Raw genomic sequence first — 20,196 nt, forward strand, 5'->3', positions numbered from 1 at the left:
GTCGACAGGCGCCTGCGCCCGGAGCCCTCGACACGGCCTTCTGTCCGTCACTCGCGGTGGAGCGTTCTCGCGGTGGTGCGTTCAGGTTCAACGGTCGCGGTGGGCCTGGTCCGTGGACCGGGTTCGGAGAGCCCGCGTGACCCGCCCACCGGTCGGCGTGCCGCGTCCGCCCTCGTGGACTCCGGTCTCAGGGCGCACGATCACGATGCGCCCGCGGAGCCTTCCACGCCCGGCTGGGCCGTCCCCGCACCCGTCGGGACGGCCCGACCGGGCCCGTACCGGTCCCGGTGCGGTGCGGCAGGCCCTCAGCCGTCCGCAGTGCCCGTCGAAACGGCCGCCCTCCCGGCTTCCAGACGTGCGATCGGTACGCGGAACGGCGAGCAGGAAACGTAGTCGAGTCCCACCTCGTGGAAGAAGTGCACCGATGCCGGATCGCCCCCGTGCTCTCCGCACACACCGATCTCCAACTCGGGGCGTGCCGCGCGGCCCTCGGTGACCGCGATCCGTACCAGTCGGCCCACGCCCTCGCGGTCGACGGTCTCGAACGGCGACGCCGGGAACACGCCCTTCTGCAGGTAGGCGGAGAAGAAGGCGGCCTCCACGTCGTCGCGGGAGAAGCCCCAGGTCGTCTGGGTGAGATCGTTCGTGCCGAACGAGAAGAAGTCGGCCTCCCGGGCGATCCGGCCCGCGGTGAGCGCCGCCCTCGGCAGTTCGATCATCGTGCCGACCGGGCAGGTGACGTCCACGCCCTTCTCCGCGCAGACGGTGGCCAGGACCCGTTCGGCCTCCTCCCTGACCAGGCGCAGCTCCTCCACCGTGTCCACCAGCGGAACCATGATCTCGGCGCGTGGAGTCCCGCCTGCCCGCGACCGTTCCACGACCGCCTCGGCGATCGCGCGCACCTGCATGGCGAACAGCCCGGGAACGACCAGTCCCAGCCTGACGCCCCGCAACCCGAGCATCGGATTCCTCTCCTGCATACGGGAAACCGCGGCGAGCAACGCCGAGTCGTGCTCATCGGGCGGATCCCCGACCGCGTCCCTCCGGGCGACGCGGACGGCCAGATCCGTGCGGTCGGGCAGGAACTCGTGCAGGGGCGGGTCCAGCAGCCGGATGGTCACCGGCAGCCCGTCCATCGCCTCCAGAATGCCGGTGAAGTCCGCACGCTGCAGGGGTAGGAGCGCGGCGAGAGCGGCATCCCGTTCCGTGTCCCCCTCCGCGAGGATCATGTCCTCGACGAGCCGGCGCCGGTCCCCCAGGAACATGTGCTCGGTGCGGCAGAGCCCGATCCCCTCGGCCCCGAAGCGGCGCGCCCGGGCCGCGTCCTGCGGGGTGTCCGCGTTCGCCCTCACCTCCAGGCGCCGTGCCGCGTCCGCCTGCAGCATCAGCCGGTGCACATGGCGTACGAAGTCCTGCGCGGCAGCGTCCGGGGGCGCACCGCTGTCGAAGTACCGCACGACCCGGGACTCGACCAGAGGTACTGCACCGAGGCGGACGCTGCCCTCGGAGCCGTCCACGGAGACGACCGAACCCTCGCCGACGGTCAGGCCGTCGACGACGAGGCAGCGTGCACGGACGTCCACGATCATGTCCTCCGCCCCGCAGACGCACACCTTCCCCATTCCCCGCGCGACCACCGCCGCGTGGCTCGTCTTGCCTCCGCGAGTGGTGAGTACGGCTTCGGCGGCGATCATGCCGGGCAGGTCGTCGGCCGTGGTCTCGTTGCGGACGAGCACCACCTTCTCCCCGGCGTCCGCCCTGCGCACGGCCTCGGCCGAGTCGAAGACGACCGCTCCCACGGCCGCTCCCGGGGAGGCGGGAACGCCCCGGGCGACCACGTCGGCCGTGCCGGCGGCGTCGAAGCGCGGGAACATGAGGCGGGTGAGCTGCTCACCCCCGACGCGGGTCAATGCCTGACGGTGCGTGATCAGACCTTCGTCGACCATGTCCGAGGCGATGGTGAAGGCCGCCCGGGCGGTGCGTTTGCCGACGCGGGTCTGGAGCAACCAGAGCCTGCCCCGTTCGATCGTGAACTCGACGTCGCACAGGTCGCGGTAGTGGCTCTCCAGGCGGGCCAGGTACTCCTGAAGCCGCCCGAACGAGGTCGGATCCAGAGCGGCCAGCTCCTGGAGGGGCACCGCGTTGCGCACCCCGGAGACGACGTCCTCGCCCTGGGCGCTCGGAAGGTAGTCGCCGTACACCCCCTTGTGGCCCGTGGCCGGGTCCCGGGTGAAGGCCACACCGCTCCCCGAGTCCCGGCCCAGGTTGCCGAAGACCATGGTCTGGACGGTCACCGCGGTACCCAGATCATCCGGGATGCGCTCGCGGCGCCGGTACAGCCTCGCGCGCTCCCCGTTCCAGGAGGCGAACACGGCCAGGACGGCCTGCCGCAGCTGTTCGGCGGGTGACTGGGGGAACTCGTGGCCCGACCGCTCGGCGATCAGGTCCTTGAACGACTCGACGGTCCTGATGAGGTCGCAGACGTCCAGCCGGCTGTCGTCGGGGACGTGGTGCTGTTCCTCGATGCGCGTGAGTGTCTCCTCGAAGAGCGAGTCGTCCACGCCCATCACCGTGCGGCCGAACATCTGCACCAGCCGCCGGTAGGAGTCCCAGGCGAATCGTTCCCTCTCGGACGACTTGGCCAGCCCGAGCACCGAGTAGTCGTTGAGTCCGATGTCGAGGACGGTCTCCATCATTCCGGGCATCGAGACCCGGGCTCCGGACCTGACCGAGAGCAGCAGCGGGTCGTCCGCCCGACCGAGTCGTTTTCCGGCAGCCCGTTCCAGCGCGGACACGTGCTCGGCGACCTGGCGCTCCAGCTCGGGCGGAGGTTCGCCGGTCGACAGGAGGACCCGGCAGGCCTCGGTGGTGATGGTGAACCCTCTCGGCACGGGCAGGCCCAGACGGGTCATCTCCGCGAGATTCGCGCCCTTGTTGCCGAGCAGCTCGGCCATGCCGCGGCCACCCCGGGCGAAGTCGTACACGTAGTCGGTCATGGCGTTTCGCTTCCGCGGCGACATGCCGGCTCCCTCTGCGGGCCGGCGCCTACTCGTCCACTGTCACCGAGCGCGTTCGCGAGGCAGAAGGGCCATACGTCCCTGCAGGGGGACGTTCGGGCCCCTGCAGGAACCGGTCCTGGAGGCCCCGGAGCGGCAACGGCCTCACGTCCGCGGGAGGCCGTCACGGGTGCCGGTCCGGCGTGCCGGACTCCGCTTCGGCCGGGGCGACCTGGAGCGGGCCGGGGAGTGGCGCGCACCGCGGTGTCGTCGAGGTGCCGCTCGGTACGGAGCCCGGGAGCGTGGTCCGGATCTGGGTCGACGAACAGGGGCGGCAGACCCCGGAACCCGCTACGGACGCGGACACGGCCTTCGCCTCGGCGCCGGCGGGGATCTCGGTGTACGCCGTGGTGGCGGGCGCTGCCGTGGCGGTGACCGACCTTCGGGGCCGTCGACTCGAACGCCGGACTCCGGCCGCCTGGGAGGCCGAGTGGGTGGATGTCGAGCCACGCCGGCCCGGCCGCCCGGGAGGGTGAGCGAACGCGACGGAGGCCGAACGCGGTCTGCGTCCACGCACGTGGGGGCGCGGGCGTGCACGGAGGAGAGGCGCCGGCGGGGTGTACTGCGTACGCCGGCGCCTCAATCCGCTCGCGGAGGCGGCTGCCCGCGGTCGTTGGCGAGGAGGGCTGCCAGCCGCGGCCGGGCGCCGGAATCGACTGCGTCACCGTGCCAGTGCCCAGCCTCCGGACATGGGCCCGTCGCCGCTGGGCCCTCCTCACTCCCATCATTGCACAGTGCAAGGGAGAGCTCCAGGTGCGGGGCGGCCGGGAATGCATGCGGTTCCGGCCGGAGCGGCCGTTGCCGGGTGCGGCACCGGCTTCCGCAGGACTGTCGGAGGCGCACGGCCGGACCCGCCGCGCTCGGTCCGGCGGCCTCGCGCGGCGGGTGGGCGGTTTCCCGGTCTGCTCGGATTCCCGGTCTACTTGGGGGTGACGGACTTCTCCACGTCGGCGAAGGTCGCACTGTCGACCAGGCCGGTGTCCTCCAGGACCTCGAGGTGGTCCAGCACGGTCTGGTTGGCCTGCCGCGCGTGTCGGCGGATGAGGTCGTTCTGGGTGGCGCCCCGGACCTCGCCGATGGTGGCGAAGATCTTTCCGTGCGAGGCCCGCAGCAGGTTCGCGAACAGGCGGTCGAACTCGGCTCCCCGGGCGTTCTCCATCTGCTTGACCCAGCCCTGCTGTTCGGCCGTGGCCTCGTCGGGAATCGCAACGCCCAGGATCTTGGCGTCCTCACGTACCAGCTGGTCGAGCTTGCTGTGGCCGTCCATGAGATGCAGGCCGGCGCGCTTGACCGCCTCGCTGGAAGCGTTCGTCTGGGCCAGCCGGCCGGCCGGAATCTCCCACAGGCCGGCCTGCCGCACCTTGACCAGGAACGTCTTGTCCACCTCGGTCACCGGCTGGGGCCCGCCCTGCCCGGACGGGACGTCCTCCGCCGCGTCGTCCTGCGCGTCCGCTCCGTGGGCGGCGCCGGACGAGTGCCCGTATCCCGCGTCGCCGGACTGTCCGTAGCCGTTCTGTGCCGCGGCGCCCGCGGGAGTCGGCGAGGCCGAGGCCTCCTCATCACCTCCCCGCGTGATGAACAGCACGGTGGCGATGACCGCGCAGACGGCCACGATCACCGCGATGGTCCTGGGGACGGTGGATTCGGCGGCGCGTCGGTTGGAACGCATGATGCCTCCCGGTCGGCATGGGGTACTTGCTCGTTCATGTCGTCCGAAAGCTGTTGTACGGCGGCTGGCACGGCACGCAGACAGCAGTACGGGCCTGACCGCCGCAGCGTTCACCCGAAGGCGGGGAGTCCTTTCGAACGGCCTTGCCCCGGCCGTCATCGGCCTGCCCGGCCGGCCGTCGGTTCCGTGGTCGTCACCGCGGGTTCATGGTCGTCATCGCGTGGGAACCAGCGGGCGCGGACGCATCCCGGACGCATCCCGGACGGGCTGACGCGCGCACGCACTCCGGCTGACCGCGGTGGGTGGTCCCGCTCTCAACAGCACCACGGATTGGCCGAGTTGACGAGGCATCCAGCGCACCACGCCGTCGCGCGATCCCAGGATCCCGAGAACGCCCGTCCCGCCGACGGGAGGTGTCGCGTCGCTCCGGCGGCCGGCGATCCGAACGTGGTAGTCGAGTCGCATGGATTCCACCGAAGGTCGAGCAAACGCATCCCTGCCCCGACGCCTCGGCCGACGGTTCCGCGATTCCGTCATGGGCGGGCCGGGGGAGCGGGGCGGCGAGCTGGAGCTGATGAACCGCTCCCTCGGATTCGCCGCGATGGGCTTCCTCACCCTGGTGCCGCTGATGATCGTGCTCGCGGCGGCAGACCCGGCTCAGGCAGCCGGTATCGCGCACTGGCTCAGCAGGGCCCTGAGCGCGTCGACGGCGGCCCAGCCCGAGATCCAGCAGCTGTTCGCCCCTCCGCGGCGCGTCCTGCGGTCGACGACGAGCTTCAGCCTGGCCGCTCTCGCGCTGTTCGGCGTCACGTTCGCGGCGGCGGTGCAGACCGGCTACGAAAAGGCGTGGCGGCTGGAACCGGCCCGAGGGGGCACCTCGTACGCAGGCGTGCTGGCACGACACGTACTGTGGCTGTGCCTGGTCGTGGCGTACGTGCTGGTGTTCACCAACACGCCTCTGCGGAGGCAGGAGGTCAGCACGACGCCGCTGGGGACGGCGGGCGCCGTGCTGGTCACGCTCGTGCTCCTGTGGGCCTCGCAGAAAGTCCTGCTCGGCAGTCGGGTCGGTTGGGGAGCCCTCCTGCCGGGCGCCCTCGCAACCACCGTGGGCCTGCTCGGCCTTCGTCTCTTCTCCCGCCTGGTGTTCTCCCCGCTGATCGTGACGAGCGCCGTCGCATACGGCACCGTCGGGACGATGTTGGTCGTCCAATCCTGGTTCGTCGGGGTGGGCTTCGTCCTCTACGGAGGAGCGCTCGCGGGGAGGATCCTCCACGAGGAGGCACGGCCGAGGCCGCGGCGGCGTCGGCGCGGCTGACCGGCGGCCGCGGCAGCCGCAGGTGCGGCCACCGGGCCCGGCACCCCTCGCACCCGGCCCGGCCGCACGGAATGCGCCCAGCGGTCCCTCGTCCGTGTCCGTCCCGGCTTCCGCGACACCCGTCCGATGCCGCGGGCGTACGGGCCGGGGGAACGAAGGGCCCTTCGGACGTGCACCGTCCGTCTGCGACCTGCGCGCCTCCCCGCGCCGTCGGCCCGCGCGCTTGGCCGTCGCATTCTGGGTAGGCGCCGTACATGGACGAGTGGCGACCCCTGAGGCGCCTCCAGGGCTACCTGCCGATCGCCGATCACGGACTCGTCGGTGACGGCCGGACCTGCGCCCTGGTCGGCCGGGACGGCGCGGTGAGTTTCATGTGCGTCCCGCGCTTCGACTCGGTCCCCCTCTTCGCCTCCCTGCTCGACCACCGGAGAGGGGGGGAACTGCTGCTCGCGCCCGTGCGGGTGAGCGAGAGCCGCCAGCGGTACGTGCCCGGCACCGGTGTGCTCGTCACGGAGATGCGCGGGCCGGAGGGTGCGGTCGAGATCACCGATGCGTTCCCACTCGCGCCGGATGCGCGCCTGGAGGAGGACGCGCGGGTCGACCGCGAGGAGCTTCTGCGGCATGTGCGCGTGACGCACGGCAGAGTCGAACTCCGGTTCCGTCTCAGCCCTCGCCGGGGCGACGAGGTCGGTCCGGACGGGCCGGCACGGGTGCTCCGCGGTCCGGGCCGACCCGCGGTGTACGTCCGGCTCTCCCGGCCCGTGTCCGGTACGGACGGCACGATCACCCTCGGGCCGGGGGAGGATCTGACCGTCTCCCTGACCTGGGGCGACGGAGCCCGTCACCGCGCCGGAAGTCTCGACCGGCCGGCCGAGTGCCTGGACGCCACCGTGCGGGTCTGGAGGCGGTGGGCCGCTCACGTGGTGCGGGACGTACCCCGCCCCGATCTGGTGCTGCGCTCCGCGATCACCCTCAAGCTGTTGGACCATGTGGAGAACGGGGCGCTCATCGCCGCCCCCACGTCCTCCCTCCCGGAGCGCATCCACGGCACGCGGAACTGGGACTACCGGTACGCCTGGATCCGGGACACCGCCTACGCGGTCTTCGCCCTCCGGCGCATCGGACTGCCCATGGAGGCCGAAGGCTTCCTGAACTGGGCACTGACGGCCTCCCATGAGAGCGGGCGTCCTCTCGTCCTCTACGACCTGGACGGGCATGCCCCGCCCCATGAGGTCGAGGACGCGGCGCTGGAGGGCTATCGCGGATCCGCTCCGGTGCGCTGGGGAAACGCCGCGGCGCGCCAGGTGCAGCACGACGTGTACGGCGAGATCCTCGACTGTGCGTTCCAGTGGGCCTCGACGGGGGGAGTGCTCGACCCCGGTCTGTGGCGACAGCTCGAACGCCTGGCCGAGGAGGCCCGCACCGCGTGGAACCGCCCGGATCACGGCATCTGGGAGGTACGCACGCACGGTCGGCCGTTCACCTACTCGGCCGCCATGTGCCAGGTGGCCCTCGACCGGGCGGCACGCCTGTCCCACATGCTGCGACTGCCCGGTGACGCGGAAGGCTGGAACCGGGATGCCGGGCGTCTCGCAGCCCGGATCCTGGACGAGGCCTGGGACGAGGAGGCGGGAGCCCTCACCGAGCACCTGGGCGGCGGCGGCCTGGACGCCTCCCTGCTCGCCCTTCCGCTCAGACGGGTCGTACCCGCCGACCACCCCCGCATGGTCGCCACCACCCGGGCGGTGGCGGACCGCCTCGACGCGGGTGGCGGCCTGCTCCACCGCTACCTGCCCCGGGCCTCACCGGACGGCATCGACGAACCCGAGGGAGCCTTTCTCCTGTGCAGCTTCTGGATGGCCGACAACCTGGCCGGACAGGGGCGTATCGAGGAGGCGACGGAGCTCTTCGACCGGCTCTGCTCCTACGCCGGCCCCTTGGGACTCCTGCCCGAGCAACTCGACCCCTCCGACGGCTCGTTCCTCGGCAACTTCCCGCAGGCGATCAGCCATGTCGGCCTGCTGGCCACGGCCGTCGTGCTCGCCCGTACCCAGCGCGGGGTACGTCCCGACCTGTCCACGCGTGCGTGGTCCCCCAAGTGACGGTGCCTCACCGGGTGGAGGACCTGGCAGAGCACGTTCCGGGCCGGCCGTCCGTGCGCGGGCTCCCGCGCCGCAGGGTCCGGACCGACGGCCGTGCTGCAAGGGTCCGGACCGACGACGGCGGCCATGAGGGACCGGGCAACCTGCGGGGGACGGAGGCGGGCCCACACCCGGGACCGGGAACCCGGGAAGCGGTACTCGGCACGTGACCGGTGAAGCGGTGACCCGGGACGTCCGCAGCGGGCGCCCGGAGCGGCGCGCCGGTGCCCGACGCATCCGGGAACCCGCTACCGGGTCATTCGGGCCGCCGGACGATGACGGCGTAGCCGCCGACGCCCATGAGCCGGTCACCCGGGATCTCTCCCTCCGAGGTGACGAGCGCGCGGAGCCGACCGTCCCTCTCGTCGAAGTCGAGGTCCTCGATGGTTCCCATGCGTTCGCCGGTCTCGACGAGGACAGGCTTGCCGAGGGGATCGTGACTCCTGTGGGCCTCCTCCTCGGCGCCGAGTTCGTTCTCGGGTCTCAGCACCTCCGCCGACCGGACGGTCAAGGCGTCCTCGCCGAAGGAGTGCACATTGCTCCAGGCCATGACGTGGTCGTGGCGGCCGCGGGTCTTGAGACGGACGGCCGAGACGTGCGGCGGTGAGGACGCGAGAGTGAGAGCGGCGACGGTCCCGAGTCGCTCAGCGGTCGGGACGGCGACCACCGTACGTCCTTGAGCGTTACTGAGCAGCATCATGTCTCCTGTTCGAGCCGGCCCCGAAGGCCCTCGGCGGCGGCCGGCAGCCCGACGACGTCCCCGGCCGTGAAGTCAGCCGTGCACGCCGGCACGACCATCATTTCCTCCGACACGGAACTGGGCTTGATCACCGGCAGGAAGACCGTCCGTCCCCGCTGTGCGGCCGAGTCGACTTCGCACCCGATCACTCGGGGGGCCCTGCCGGTCTCGATGATGACGTCGGTGATCGTGCCGAGAGCGGTGCCGTCCTCGGTCATCATCCGGGCGCCGATGACGCGGCCCCCGCCGGGGGCATCGATCTGCTCCCGCGCTGCCTGGTCGTCGTCCTCCAGGGCTTTTCCGTCCCGGACCATCACCGCGTCCGGGCCGAGTGCGTGAACCTTCTTCCACAGCAGCGCGCGTTTGAGCGGACCGGCGAGGAGTCCACGACCACTGAGTGTGAAGCAGGTGAGGGTGCCCCGCACCGGGTCGAAGACGACGTCCTTGACCTGGGCGATGTCCTCGCCTGCGAGTGTGACCACCGGCTTCTCGCGGATCTCCCGTGCGCGCAGATACGTGCTCATGTCGGCCCGCCTCTCCTTCCACCGCGCGTCCTGCTGCCGCCGGCGATGACATCGCCGCCACGGCGACGCGCCTGCACCGCCACCACCGAGGACGCCACCGCGGCCAGGACGGCGAGCCCGATGACCACCCAGATCCACCAGTCCATGAGGAGCACCTCCTGACGCGAGGACCCGGCGCGCGGTCCGATCCGAAGCGCCGCGGTCCGTTTCCGTACCGACCCGGCCGATGGGTTCGTTGCCCGCCCGGCGGGCGTGACCGCGGTTCGCGCTGCGCAGCCGCGGTACCGGGACGGGCCACTCGCCCGCCGCCACGTCGCAGCCACGGCGACCGCGTCCGCGAGCGGCGGGCCCGCGGTGGTGGGCCGTCGGGTCACGGCCGGACGGTCCGCGACGGCCGCCCGGCCCCTCCGACGCCGACAGCACCCTCACCGGCGTCTCAGGTCACGCGCTGGCGTGCCGGAGCCGGCGTGGGCCACACGCTCTGCTCGGCAAGCCGGCACACGGAGCACATCACGGAGCGTGCCGGGACGTCTCCCGTCGTCTTCCCGAGCCCCGCGTCCCTGTGCACTTCCTGTGTCTCGAGGTACATGTGCCGCCCGCACAGGGCCACACCGCACGCGTGGCACACGGCGACGGCCGGCGTGGTGCGCCCTCCGGAGTGGCAGTCGTAGCAGTTCATTCCCGCTGCCTCGCTTCCTCGCTGCGACCGGATGCGTCTGGGCTCAAAGGCCCCGGCCGTGGCCGGTCGTTCGCAGCGGGAGCGCCGGCTCGGCCTCGCTCGTCGAGCGCGGGCGACCACCGGAGCCTTGTCATCGAGCGCCTACCCTGCTGCTCTGCCGACCATCCGCTGGTGCGCGACAAGGACGGCCGCTTGCGCCTGTGTATGTTGCCGCCTTTCGGCAAAATGTCCCTATGTCGATGGATGAGGGGCCCCGCGGCTCCCGTTCCGCGGAGCGAGCCGCCGCCTCGGCACCGGCGATCGCTCGGGACGGCGCCGGCGGCGGCACGTCGGCAGAGCATCAGGGGCTGCTTGCCGAGATACTCGGCACCCGAGGACTGACCGACGAGAACATTCGGGACCTGCGGGCGCTGGGGGCCGCCGAGGCCGACCGCGGCACTTCGCTGCACGTCGTGCTCGCCGACTTCTTCGCCTGTGCCCACCGCGTCCGGGCCGGCCTTGCGGGCTCGGGCCGGGAAGACGATCCGTCCGGTACCCGCGACGGATCAGCAGTGGTCCTCGGTGTGCTCGGCGACGCGGCCGTGGCGCTGAGCGAGGGCTACGAGACCGCACACCGGGCAGCCATCCGCAGGGAGGAGGCCGGTCGGCGCGAGTTCGTCGACGACCTGCTCGAGGGCCGTACGCCGTTGGGGCAGCTGGCCGAGCGGGCCGAGCGGTTCGGTCTCCGTCTGGTCGGGCCGCACAGAGTGGCCGTCGCCCGTGCGCGGACCGCCTTCGAGGCGGGCGCGGCATCGACACGATACGTCGAGGACGGGCTGACCACCCGGTTCGGGGTGGAGCACGTACTGATCACCACCAAGGACGGACTGCTCGTCTGTGTGGCCTCCGGCACCGTGGCGCAGCTGCCCGAGTTGTTCGCCGCTCAGGCCGGGGAATCGGTGACGGAGCCGTGCCGTGTCGCCGTGAGTCGACCGCGGACGGGGCCCAGTGGCATCGTCCGCTCGTACCAGGAGGCGCGCCGAGCCCTGGACACAGCCGCTCAGCTGGGCCTCGGTTCCCCCGTCGTGAACGCCTCCGACCTTCTGGTCTTCCAGGTGCTGGGCCGGGATCGCGCAGCGATCTCCGACCTTGTGCTCACCGTTCTCGGGGGCCTCGCGCAGGCCCGAGGCGGCCCGGAGGCGCTGCTGGAGACCCTCACCGCGTACTTCGCCGCGGGCTGCGGGAACACCACCACGGCGCGACGCATGGGAGTGGGAGTTCGTACCGTCGGCTACCGGATCGCCCGCATCCGTGAGCTCACCGGGTACGACCCGACCGACCCTGATCAGAGGTACGTCCTGCAGACCGCGGTGCTGGGAGCGCGCCTACTGGGCTGGCCGGAGTCACCACTGCAGTCCGCCGACTGAGCTGCCGTGCCGGGGTGCCCGGGGCCCGGTCGCAGCGGTCGAGGGCGGTCTGTGCCGACCCCACCGTCCGCGACGGGAGCCCGGCCCCGGACCTCCTCCTGCTCGCTCGGGAGGAGTCGGAGAGTACGTCCGGAGCCGGGCGCGGCGTGCTCTCTCCGAGCGTCACAGCTGGAGCCCCGCCGCGCCTCACGGGCGGTTCTCCGCGCCTCGAAAGAGAGCTGCCGGCCAAAAGAATTGCATGATGCAAAGGATCGATCCACCCGCCGCGCGCGACGGGTGGTCGATTTGCGGACCTGCTGCCGGAACGGGGCCTTCCCGGCTCCTTGAGCGGGACGTGTCGGGCCTGCCGGGCGACGGCGGTTCGGGGACCTCCGGCACCCCCTCACCGGGCAGTCGGGTCGTCCGCCGGCCTCCGGCTCGTCGCGGCTCGTGGGCCGTGGCAGGCGGGGGCGCACTCCAGCCGGACGAACGGGATCAGCTCCCCCGCGCGGCGGTACCCGGCCGCCGTCCCGTCCGCGGGGAGTCCCAGATACCCGCACAGCCGGGCGGCCGTACGGGGGTGGCCCTCGGCGTAGCGCGCCATGACCTCGGCACCGTCCTCCGGGGGCAGGAACCGGGCGTTGACCGCGTGGTAGCGCCGGCCTACCTGGATGGTGGCCTGCGGAGTGTGCCGGAGGTTCCGGTACCACTGCGCCGAAGGGCCGTAGCCGGACGCCACGGTCCAGGAGCGGGGTGCCCGTGTGTGGTCCACGACCTCGAGGACCACGGTGCGCGAGGCGCCGCTCAGCCTTCCCGTGTGGATGAGGAGGAGGAGCCTCCGGCCGAACAGGGGACCGAGCCCGATCCTGAACAGGTGTACGGGGAGCCGGGCGGCCAGCCGCTTCCAGCCGGTCGGCGGAGCAGGCCGCTGTGGTGGGGGGTTCGAATGATCCACGAGGCACCCTCCGGTTCCGGCTGCCGCCGTTGCAGCTGTCGGTTGTGTAACGAGACTCTCCCAAAATGCTTCGGGAGAGTAAGTTTTGCATAGGCTAAATCAAGCGGCGGTCCGTGGTGGTGCCGGACGCCCGCTCGTAGCCGATCGCACCGCTCACACACCGCGGGGGGTCAGCCATGTCCGAAGTGGCACCGCAGCGCTCATCGGTGCTGTCCGTCCTCCCGTACGGCGTGATGGCCGTCGTCACCGTCGTCGATGTGACGGCGGGCCCCTCGGTCGGATTCCTCCCCCTCGTCTCCCTGGGCCCGGCCTTCGCCGGGCTGGCCGGCGGCTGGCGCCGCACGGCCCTCATCGGCGGTCTGGCGATGCTCCTGTGCCTCGGGCTCGGGCTCTACGACGGTCTGTTCACCGGACGCCGGGGCTGGACGGCCCTGGCGTCGGTGGCGGGCGTGACCGTGGCGGGTCTGGTCGCGGCGGTGATGCGCCAACGACGGGAGAACGAACTGGCCAGCGTCCGCTCGATCGCGGAGGTCGCGCAGCGCGTGCTGCTGCGGCCGGTGCCGCGCAGCGCCGGGCATCTGCGTGTGGCGGTCTCCTACACCTCGGCCGTCGCCGAGGCGCGCATCGGCGGCGATCTGTACGAGGTGGTGGCGTCACCCGCCGGCGTGCGTGTGATCGTGGGGGATGTCCAGGGCAAGGGGCTGGAGGCGGTCGAGACGGCGGCCCTGGTCCTGGGTGCTTTCAGGGAAGCCGCCCACGACGAGGCGGACCTGGCCGGCGTCGGCGCCCGGCTGGAGCGGGTGGCGGACAGGGAACTCCAGGGTGAGAAGTTCGTGACGGCCGTGCTGGCGGAGGTCGGGAACGAGGGGACGGTGACCCTGCTGAACTACGGGCACCCCGCACCCATGATCGTGAGGCCGGACGGACGCGTACGCTTCGCCGAGCCGCCACTACCCGCTCTGCCGCTCGGCCTCGGGGTGCACGCGGGCCACCGGCCCGAGTCCCACTCGGAGCGCTTCACTCCGGGAGACCAGATCCTGCTGTACACGGACGGCGTCTCGGAGGCGCGCGACGGAGCGGGACGCTTCTATCCCCTGGAGGACCGGGGCGGACTCCTGAAGGACCCCGACTCCGAGTCCGCTCTCCAGGCTCTGCGCGCCGATCTGGTCCTGCACGCCGCGGGGCCGCTCCACGACGACGCCGCCATGCTGCTGATCCGCCACCACGACGCCGATGTGAGCGGCCGGAGACCGTCCATCACCGGGTGAGCCCCGGCACGAAGGCCGCAGGGGGTAGAAAGGGGCCATGACCGAGAGAGGGCAAGTGCCGCACGTCGATGACGTCGACGCGGTGACACGTGCGGTACTGACGGCGTCCAGGCTGCTCGTGGCCGTGTCGGCCCATTCCCTGGCGGCGGTGGAGGACCGGGTGACGCTGCCCCAGTTCCGCCTGCTGGTGGTGTTGTCCATGCACGGGCCGGCGAAGCTCGTGGTGCTCGCCGACCGGCTGGGGGTGAACCCCTCCACGGCGATGCGCATGATCGACCGGCTGATCGCGGCCGGTCTCGCGGACCGCCGTACGAACCCGGCCAACCGCCGGGAAACGGTGCTGCGGCTCACAGCGGAGGGCGGCGCGCTCGTCGAGGACGTCACGAGCAGACGCCGTAGGGAGATCGAGAGGATCGTGCTGCGGATGGCCCCTGCGCAGCGAGCCGCGCTGATCGACGCGCTCACCGACTTCAACGAGGCGGGCGGTGAGCCGACGGTGCCGTCCGCCGACGGTGTGCTGTACCCGCTGGGCTGGGCAGACCACTAGAAGGTCGATGAAGCCGGGGCCAGGGCGGGACGCCGGCGGAAGATCCGCCCGGGCGGGACGGGGAAATGAGGGAGTGGGCCGCACGTCGCGGCGGGCGGTGGTCGACCGCCTGTCGTTCGTCGCGGTCCCCTCGTCAGGACGCCACGGGAGCCTTCGGGCCCAGGTGGTACGAGCGGACCACCGCGACGGTGCTGAGCGTCGCCAGCGCCATACCGATGCCCAGCGATTCCACCAGCGGTCGCTCGCCATGACCGGCAGTGGTGATTCCGCGCGGCGGAACCCTGCCGTGAGGGTCGTGGACGAGTCCGATCCGGTCGCCCGGCAGCGTCGTCGCCGTGCAGCCCCGCCAGATCCGCCCGGAGACCGGAGTGCCGTCGAGGTGCCGCACCGCGCAGTAGTGCCTCTCCGCGGCCCCGTCCGTCCCGGGCGCCACGGAGGTCACGACGACGCTGCTGACCTCGCCGCCCCAGCGCAGAAGTACTTCGTTCGTGGCCTTGGGCGCGGCGACCGCCCAGCACACACCGAGGACGGCGATCGGTCCCACGAAGGCTCTGCCGGCCCGCAGGCAGAGGAGGAAGACCACCAGGCCCAGCGTGACCAGCATCCCTGCCTCGCCCGTCTGCAGCACCGTCGAGCCGAGGAGGGTTCCCGCGACCCCCGGCCCGGCGATGACGGCCGACCCCACGACGCCCACCGCGATGCCCTCCGCCACCAGCCAGCTCGGGGGCCGGCCGTTGTAGTCGGCCGAACCCCACAGGGCTGCGCTGATCGAGTAACTGTGCCGTGGCCGTGCCCGCCGTCTCGCGCTCTCCATGGTTGCATTATGCAAAGGACTGCGGAGGCGCCGACACCGGCCCCGGCGACATCACTCCTCGGCCTCCGGCGGAGGTACCACGACGACCGGGCACCGGGCGGTGTGCAGCACCTCACCGCTCACCGAGCCGAGCATCAGTCTCCGCAGGCCGGTGCGGCCGTGGGTGCCCACGACCAGCAGTGTCGCATCGCGCGACGAGTCCACCAGGAGGTGCGCCGGTCGAGTCCGTTCGACACGCGTGCGGATGTCCAGGTCGTGGCAGCGGGACCGGTACGGGCCGAGCCTCTCTTCCAGCAGGTCCTTCGCCGCGCTCGGTCGCTTCTCACGGGCGACGAGAAGGGGGCCGGTGGGGCCGGTGCCGAGGAGGTCGGGCCGAGTGGAGCCGTGAACGACGTCGAGCGGCGCGTCACGGGCGGCGGCCGCGCGCAGGGCGAATTCCATCACGTGCGGCTGCATGTCGTCGACGTCGACGCCGACCACCACCCGTTCGACTTCGGGTTCGGCTCCCTTCCGGGGCCTGATCACGAGGACCGGGCAGCGTGAGTGGGTGGCCACCTGCAGACTCACGGATCCGAGTGGCAGTCGCGGAAGTCCCCCCGTCCCGCGGTGACCCACCACGATCAACGATGCTCCGGCCGACCGGTCGACGAGCGCCGGCGCCGGCAAGCCGGAGACGACGTCCGGCTCGACCGCCAGGTCCGGGAACTTCCGGTGGACCGCTGCGGCGAGGGGGGCGATGACGCGCTCCGCCCGATCGGCATGCGTTCCGCCATCCGCACCGGCCGCGGTCGACCCGGCGGGCAACGGCCGTTCGACGGCGTGCATGAGGCGAAGCCCCGTGCCGGCGCGGGTCGCCTCTTCCGCCGCACGGAGCGCCACCTGCTCCTGCCCCTGCGCCTCGACCACACCCGCCACCACCGGTCCGGTCGCGTGGCGATCATCCACCGTCGACTCCTCTCCCGGCCGTCGAAGGACACGAGCGGTCCTCCGTGATCAGCCCTTGACGCGTGCACCGTCCGGCTCGCTTCCATCACACGGGAACGGGCGTTCACCGGCAACCGCTGCGCGGCGTCGTGGTACCGGCCGTGCCTCATCAGGTGATCCGGGGCGGCAGGGGCGTCACTGCGTCGTGTACCGGCCCTGCGGCGGGCGCCGCCCTCCCCTTCGAGATGACGCTCCCCGTCCCGGCCGGCGACACGTCTCCCGGGCTCCGCAGGCTGCCGGATCATTACTTTGCACTATGCAATCCTTCCGGGGTGGCGGCGGCTCCTCCGGGGAGCGGAGTCGGGAACGATGACGACGCCCGGATACCGGTAGCCGTGTGTCGGGCCCGGGGACTGCGCCGGGACGGGGCTCCGCCCGGGGGGCGTTCGGTCCGCATCGGCCGCGGGTAACGACTCGTACCGCATCGTCCGAAGACCGCCCCACCGGTCCTATCCTGTGCGTCCGCGGAGGTTGCCACGACGGTGCGCACGGGGGTGCGGCGGCGAGGGTCTCCGCGGGGTGGTCGTTGTCCAGGGAGCCCGCCCGAAGGAACCCGATGAGCCAGATGCCCGGCACCGTCAGATCCGTCCGCGCCGTACTTCTCGCGGTGGGGGTGGGGAGCGTCCTTGCCGCGCTGGGGTTCGTGGTGGCCGCCGCCACGCTGGAGACAGGCGCCCTGGGCGCGCTCGTCGTGGGCCTCTTGCTTCTTGCGGCCCTCCTGCTCGGGGTGTTCGCCGCAGCCGCGATCGCCATCGCGTGGAAGTTCACCAACGGGGGCGACGCCGTCCGGACCGGCGCGGTTGCCATCGGGGCACTGGTCACCTCGGGCAGCGCGAGCGGTCTGGTGGCGCACAGCGGTGCGTGGGGCATCGGCGTCGCGGCCGGTCTCTTCGTCACCGTACTCTCGACGGGAGACGCCAGTCGGGAGTGGTTCGACCTCCCGCGCCGGTAGGGCCACGGCGGCCACGGCGGACTGACCCTCCCTCGGCAGCCCGCTCTCCCTGTTCCCCCGGTCCTCCTCGTCCTCGCCGTTCTCCTCGCTCGCCCCGTCCTCCCCGCCCTCTCCGTGGTGCCGCTGCGACCCTCCGGCGTACGGAGAACCGCGCGGTGTGCCCCCAGCGTGCGCCGCGCGGCATCAAGGGGGTGCAAAGATTGCCGGAGTACGGCAATGCGAACCGGTGCGACGCACTGTCAGGATCTCTTCGGGCCAAGGGAGATCCGGCCCCATGACATGCGGCCGGCTGCCGGAAGCAGGCAGGGTCCTCTGTCGCTGAAGGCGTCTACGACCGGCCACCCGGTCCGAACACGAGGGGGATGACTGATGGCCGAGTTCCTGCAAGCCGCCGCCGGTTTCCCCACGGTGCTGTTCACCTCGGCGCTTCTGGTCGTCATCGGCTTCTGGTTGCTGGTTCTCGCCGGAGCGGCCGACCCCGACAGCTTCGACGCGGACGTGGACACCGACGCGGCGGGCCTGGGCGGCGTGCCCGTCTCGGTGGCCGCCTCGCTCCTGATCGCCCTCGGCTGGTTCGGTAGCCTGTCCGGCTCGGTCCTGCTCGCCCGTGCCGGCCTGGCCGGCCTCCCCTTCCACCTCTTGCGCGTCGCCGTGCTCGCGGCCTCGCTGGTCCTCGCGTGGTGGGTCACCCGCGCGCTCGTGCGGCCGTTGGCCAAGCTCTTCCCCGACGAACCGGGGCCGTCCCGGCAGGACTTCATCGGTATGACCTGCACCATCCGCACGGGGCGGGTGGACGGGGACTTCGGCCAGGCGGAGGTCGCCGCCGGGGACGGCTCCACGGCGGTCGTGCAGGTCCGCCAGAGCGGCAGCGACGTCCTGGCGCACGGCAGCACGGGTCTGCTCTACGCCTACGACGACGCCGGCGAGTTCTTCTGGGTCGCGCCGTACGACAACGCGCTGGACCTCCGCGGCTGACGCCGCACCCTCTTCCTCAGCACACGTCTCTCAAGCACACGTCTCTCACCCGGGGGATTTCCCATGGATGCCATAACCGTGGGCATCGGCGTGCTCATCGCCGTTGTCCTGCTCATCGTCGTCGCCATGCTCTTCGTGATCAGCCGGCTGTTCCGCAAGGTGGAGCAGGGCAAGGCACTGATCGTGTCGAAGATGCGCAAGGTGGATGTGACGTTCACCGGGCAGGTCGTCCTGCCGGTGCTGCACAGGGCCGAGGTCATGGACATCTCGGTGAAGACCATCGACATCACCCGGACCGGCCGGGACGGGCTCATCTGCAAGGACAACATCCGCGCCGACATCAGGATCTCGTTCTTCGTCAGGGTCAACAAGACCGTCGAGGACGTCGTCAAGGTCGCCCAGGCCATCGGCACGGCGCGTGCCAGCGACAAGGAGACCCTCCAGGACCTGTTCAACGCCAAGTTCTCCGAGGCGCTCAAGACGGTCGGGAAGCAGCTCGACTTCACCGACCTCTACACCAAGCGCGACGAGTTCAGGGACCGCATCATCCAGGTCATCGGGACCGATCTGAACGGCTACAGCCTCGAGGACGCGGCGATCGACTACCTGGAGCAGACACCGCTGGCGCAACTGGACGCCTCCAACATCCTCGACGCCCAGGGCATCCGGAAGATCACCGAGCTGACGGCCGTCGAGCACGTCCGCACCAACGAGTTCCAGCGGCACGAGGAGAAGGAGATCACGCGGCAGAACGTCGACGCCCGTGAGGCCATCCTGGAGCTCGAGCGCCGCCGGGCCGACGCGGAGATCAAGCAGAAGCGCGAGATCGAGACCGTGCGGGCCCGTGAGGAGGCCGAGACGGCCCGGGTCGTCGAGGAGGAGCGGCTGCGGGCGCAGAGCGCGTTCCTGAAGACCGAGGAGCAGCTCGGCGTCCAGCGGGAGAACCAGGCCCGTGAGGTCGCCGTCGCCAAGATGAACCGCGAACGCGTCGTGGCCGTCGAGAACGAGCGCATCGAGAAGGACCGGCTGCTGGAGGTCATCGCCCGGGACCGGGAGACCGAACTGACGCGGATCTCCGCCGAGAAGGAGGTCGAGGCCGAGCGCCGCGACATCGCCGAGGTGATCCGCGAGCGCGTCGCGGTCGACCGGACGGTCGCCGAGCAGGAGGAGTCCATCAAGCGGCTCCGGGCGGTCGAGGAGGCCGAGCGCAACCGGCAGGCCGTGGTCATCGCGGCCGAGGCCGAGGCGCAGGAGAAGCTGGTCAAGGACATCAAGGCCGCCGAGGCCGCCGAGCAGGCAGCGGTCCACCGGGCGGCCGAGGAACTCACCCTCGCGGAGGCCCGCAACAAGGCCGCCGACATGGACGCCCGCGCCAGGATCCGCCTCGCCGAGGGCATCCAGGCCGAGACGGCCGCCGAGGGCCTCGCAGCCGTGCAGGTACGGGAGATGGAAGCCGGCGCGATCGAGAAGGCCGGCCGCGCCGAGGCCGAGGCCACCGCCGCCCGACTGCGGGCCGAGGCGGAGGGTGCCCGCGAGAAGGCGCTCGCCGACGCCACCGCCATCGGCGAGAAGCTCAAGGCCGAGGCCGTCGGCCTGACCGAGAAGGCCGCCGCGATGGCGGCACTGGACGAGGCCTCCCGTGCGCACGAGGAGTACCGGCTGCGGCTGGAGGCGGAGAAGGACATCCGTCTCGCCGGGCTCGACGCCCAGCGGCAGGTCGCCGAGGCCCAGGCCACGGTGCTCGCCACCGGCCTGGAGAGCGCCGACATCAACATCGTCGGCGGTGAGTCGGTCTTCTTCGACCGGCTGGTGTCGGCGATCTCCCTGGGCAAGGGCGTCGACGGTTTCGTCCACCACTCCGAGACCGCGCGGGCCCTGGCCGGACCGTGGCTCGACGGATCCGGGTCGTTCACCGACGACCTGACGAAGGTGCTGGGATCGGTCTCGACGGCGGACGTGCAGAACCTGACCGTGTCCGCCCTGCTGACGCGGCTCATGAAGACGGGCGGATCGTCCGCCTCGCAGCTGAGCCGACTGCTGGAGCGGGCCGGTGAACTCGGCCTCGCCGACACGCCGCTCACCGCGCTGAACGGCACCGCGCAGAGCTGACCGCTGAGGGAAGCGGTCGGAGGCTCCGGAGCCGCCGGACGGGGGTCAGCGGCTCCGGAGCCTCAACCAGACGTACGAGGGAGG

General features: G+C 71.8%; 18 protein-coding genes. 9 read left to right on the forward strand and 9 right to left on the reverse strand.

Annotated elements, in window-relative coordinates; genetic code table 11:
- Positions 1–305: 305 nt before the first annotated feature.
- Positions 306–2,996, reverse strand: a complete 2,691-nt coding sequence (gene ppdK / locus O7595_RS30945; RefSeq protein ID WP_269731875.1) for a pyruvate, phosphate dikinase — start codon at positions 2,994–2,996, stop codon at positions 306–308.
- A gap of 203 nt (positions 2,997–3,199) precedes the next feature.
- Here ppdK and O7595_RS30950 point away from each other — a divergent pair, with 203 nt between their 5' ends.
- On the forward strand, positions 3,200–3,532 hold the full coding sequence (locus O7595_RS30950) for a hypothetical protein (RefSeq protein WP_269731876.1): 333 nt from the start codon (positions 3,200–3,202) through the stop codon (positions 3,530–3,532).
- A 443-nt stretch (positions 3,533–3,975) separates the two neighbouring features.
- Here O7595_RS30950 and O7595_RS30955 read toward each other — a convergent pair whose 3' ends face one another.
- A complete protein-coding gene (locus O7595_RS30955) occupies positions 3,976–4,725 on the reverse strand; it encodes a DUF4142 domain-containing protein (protein ID WP_269731877.1) in 750 nt (249 codons plus the stop codon).
- A 535-nt stretch (positions 4,726–5,260) separates the two neighbouring features.
- Here O7595_RS30955 and O7595_RS30960 point away from each other — a divergent pair.
- Together O7595_RS30960 and O7595_RS30965 are read left to right on the forward strand one after the other, a co-directional pair.
- Positions 5,261–6,040, forward strand: a complete 780-nt coding sequence (locus tag O7595_RS30960) for a ribonuclease BN (RefSeq protein ID WP_269731878.1) — start codon at positions 5,261–5,263, stop codon at positions 6,038–6,040.
- Positions 6,041–6,294: 254 nt separating this feature from the next.
- A complete protein-coding gene (locus tag O7595_RS30965) occupies positions 6,295–8,142 on the forward strand; it encodes a glycoside hydrolase family 15 protein (protein WP_269731879.1) in 1,848 nt (615 codons plus the stop codon).
- A gap of 295 nt (positions 8,143–8,437) precedes the next feature.
- Here O7595_RS30965 and O7595_RS30970 read toward each other — a convergent pair whose 3' ends face one another.
- The 4 genes from O7595_RS30970 to O7595_RS30985 all read right to left on the reverse strand — a co-directional run bounded on the left by O7595_RS30970 (position 8,438) and on the right by O7595_RS30985 (position 10,123).
- Entirely contained in the window at positions 8,438–8,881 is a 444-nt protein-coding gene (locus O7595_RS30970; RefSeq protein WP_269731880.1) for a PRC-barrel domain-containing protein, read from the reverse strand.
- Positions 8,878–9,444, reverse strand: coding sequence for a PRC-barrel domain-containing protein (locus tag O7595_RS30975; protein ID WP_269731881.1), 567 nt, complete (start codon positions 9,442–9,444; stop codon positions 8,878–8,880). The genes O7595_RS30970 and O7595_RS30975 overlap by 4 nt, the downstream gene beginning before the upstream one ends.
- Complete coding sequence (locus O7595_RS30980) at positions 9,441–9,590, reverse strand: hypothetical protein (protein WP_269731882.1); 150 nt, start codon at positions 9,588–9,590, stop codon at positions 9,441–9,443. Before O7595_RS30980 ends, O7595_RS30975 begins: the two co-directional genes overlap by 4 nt.
- Positions 9,591–9,880: 290 nt before the next feature.
- Complete coding sequence (locus O7595_RS30985) at positions 9,881–10,123, reverse strand: DUF2180 family protein (RefSeq protein WP_269731883.1); 243 nt, start codon at positions 10,121–10,123, stop codon at positions 9,881–9,883.
- Between the two features lie 233 nt (positions 10,124–10,356).
- On the opposite strand from O7595_RS30985, the gene O7595_RS30990 reads away from it, so the two are divergent.
- Positions 10,357–11,529: a PucR family transcriptional regulator gene (locus O7595_RS30990; protein WP_269731884.1), complete on the forward strand. Its 1,173-nt coding sequence runs from the start codon at positions 10,357–10,359 to the stop codon at positions 11,527–11,529.
- Positions 11,530–11,911: 382 nt separating this feature from the next.
- Here O7595_RS30990 and O7595_RS30995 read toward each other — a convergent pair whose 3' ends face one another.
- Positions 11,912–12,463, reverse strand: a complete 552-nt coding sequence (locus O7595_RS30995) for a nitroreductase family deazaflavin-dependent oxidoreductase (RefSeq protein ID WP_269731885.1) — start codon at positions 12,461–12,463, stop codon at positions 11,912–11,914.
- 176 nt (positions 12,464–12,639) lie between these two features.
- On the opposite strand from O7595_RS30995, the gene O7595_RS31000 reads away from it, so the two are divergent.
- Together O7595_RS31000 and O7595_RS31005 are read left to right on the forward strand one after the other, a co-directional pair.
- Entirely contained in the window at positions 12,640–13,731 is a 1,092-nt protein-coding gene (locus O7595_RS31000) for a PP2C family protein-serine/threonine phosphatase (RefSeq protein WP_269731886.1), read from the forward strand.
- 37 nt (positions 13,732–13,768) lie between these two features.
- Positions 13,769–14,278, forward strand: coding sequence for a MarR family winged helix-turn-helix transcriptional regulator (locus O7595_RS31005; protein ID WP_269731887.1), 510 nt, complete (start codon positions 13,769–13,771; stop codon positions 14,276–14,278).
- A gap of 133 nt (positions 14,279–14,411) precedes the next feature.
- Here O7595_RS31005 and O7595_RS31010 read toward each other — a convergent pair whose 3' ends face one another.
- Together O7595_RS31010 and O7595_RS31015 are read right to left on the reverse strand one after the other, a co-directional pair.
- The gene (locus O7595_RS31010) at positions 14,412–15,092 is read right to left on the reverse strand and encodes a hypothetical protein (protein ID WP_269731888.1); all 681 of its coding nucleotides are present in this window, start codon (positions 15,090–15,092) and stop codon (positions 14,412–14,414) included.
- Positions 15,093–15,143: 51 nt separating this feature from the next.
- Positions 15,144–16,037, reverse strand: a complete 894-nt coding sequence (locus O7595_RS31015; RefSeq protein ID WP_269731889.1) for a universal stress protein — start codon at positions 16,035–16,037, stop codon at positions 15,144–15,146.
- 595 nt (positions 16,038–16,632) lie between these two features.
- Here O7595_RS31015 and O7595_RS31020 point away from each other — a divergent pair.
- The 3 genes from O7595_RS31020 (at position 16,633) to O7595_RS31030 (ending at position 20,112) form a co-directional block, all read left to right on the forward strand.
- Positions 16,633–17,028, forward strand: a complete 396-nt coding sequence (locus O7595_RS31020; protein WP_269731890.1) for a hypothetical protein — start codon at positions 16,633–16,635, stop codon at positions 17,026–17,028.
- 369 nt (positions 17,029–17,397) lie between these two features.
- Positions 17,398–18,003 (forward strand): hypothetical protein, encoded by a 606-nt coding sequence (locus O7595_RS31025; RefSeq protein ID WP_269731891.1) that lies wholly within the window; start codon positions 17,398–17,400, stop codon positions 18,001–18,003.
- A gap of 63 nt (positions 18,004–18,066) precedes the next feature.
- Entirely contained in the window at positions 18,067–20,112 is a 2,046-nt protein-coding gene (locus tag O7595_RS31030) for an SPFH domain-containing protein (protein ID WP_269731892.1), read from the forward strand.
- Positions 20,113–20,196: the final 84 nt, after the last annotated feature.

Origin of the sequence: Streptomyces sp. WMMC940, from assembly GCF_027460265.1 — a bacterium.
Lineage (GTDB): Bacteria > Actinomycetota > Actinomycetes > Streptomycetales > Streptomycetaceae > Streptomyces.

Excerpts from the sequence above, each read along its gene's own strand:
- ppdK (WP_269731875.1), bottom strand. The coding sequence starts at position 2,996 with ATGACCGACTACGTGTACGACTTCGCCCGGGGTGGCCGCGGCATGGCC.
- O7595_RS30955 (WP_269731877.1), bottom strand. The coding sequence starts at position 4,725 with ATGCGTTCCAACCGACGCGCCGCCGAATCCACCGTCCCCAGGACCATC.
- O7595_RS30960 (WP_269731878.1), top strand. The coding sequence starts at position 5,261 with ATGGGCGGGCCGGGGGAGCGGGGCGGCGAGCTGGAGCTGATGAACCGC.
- O7595_RS30965 (WP_269731879.1), top strand. The coding sequence starts at position 6,295 with ATGGACGAGTGGCGACCCCTGAGGCGCCTCCAGGGCTACCTGCCGATC.
- O7595_RS30970 (WP_269731880.1), bottom strand. The coding sequence starts at position 8,881 with ATGATGCTGCTCAGTAACGCTCAAGGACGTACGGTGGTCGCCGTCCCG.
- O7595_RS30975 (WP_269731881.1), bottom strand. The coding sequence starts at position 9,444 with ATGAGCACGTATCTGCGCGCACGGGAGATCCGCGAGAAGCCGGTGGTC.
- O7595_RS30980 (WP_269731882.1), bottom strand. The coding sequence starts at position 9,590 with ATGGACTGGTGGATCTGGGTGGTCATCGGGCTCGCCGTCCTGGCCGCG.
- O7595_RS30985 (WP_269731883.1), bottom strand. The coding sequence starts at position 10,123 with ATGAACTGCTACGACTGCCACTCCGGAGGGCGCACCACGCCGGCCGTC.
- O7595_RS30990 (WP_269731884.1), top strand. The coding sequence starts at position 10,357 with ATGTCGATGGATGAGGGGCCCCGCGGCTCCCGTTCCGCGGAGCGAGCC.
- O7595_RS31000 (WP_269731886.1), top strand. The coding sequence starts at position 12,640 with ATGTCCGAAGTGGCACCGCAGCGCTCATCGGTGCTGTCCGTCCTCCCG.
- O7595_RS31005 (WP_269731887.1), top strand. The coding sequence starts at position 13,769 with ATGACCGAGAGAGGGCAAGTGCCGCACGTCGATGACGTCGACGCGGTG.
- O7595_RS31010 (WP_269731888.1), bottom strand. The coding sequence starts at position 15,092 with ATGGAGAGCGCGAGACGGCGGGCACGGCCACGGCACAGTTACTCGATC.
- O7595_RS31020 (WP_269731890.1), top strand. The coding sequence starts at position 16,633 with ATGAGCCAGATGCCCGGCACCGTCAGATCCGTCCGCGCCGTACTTCTC.
- O7595_RS31025 (WP_269731891.1), top strand. The coding sequence starts at position 17,398 with ATGGCCGAGTTCCTGCAAGCCGCCGCCGGTTTCCCCACGGTGCTGTTC.
- O7595_RS31030 (WP_269731892.1), top strand. The coding sequence starts at position 18,067 with ATGGATGCCATAACCGTGGGCATCGGCGTGCTCATCGCCGTTGTCCTG.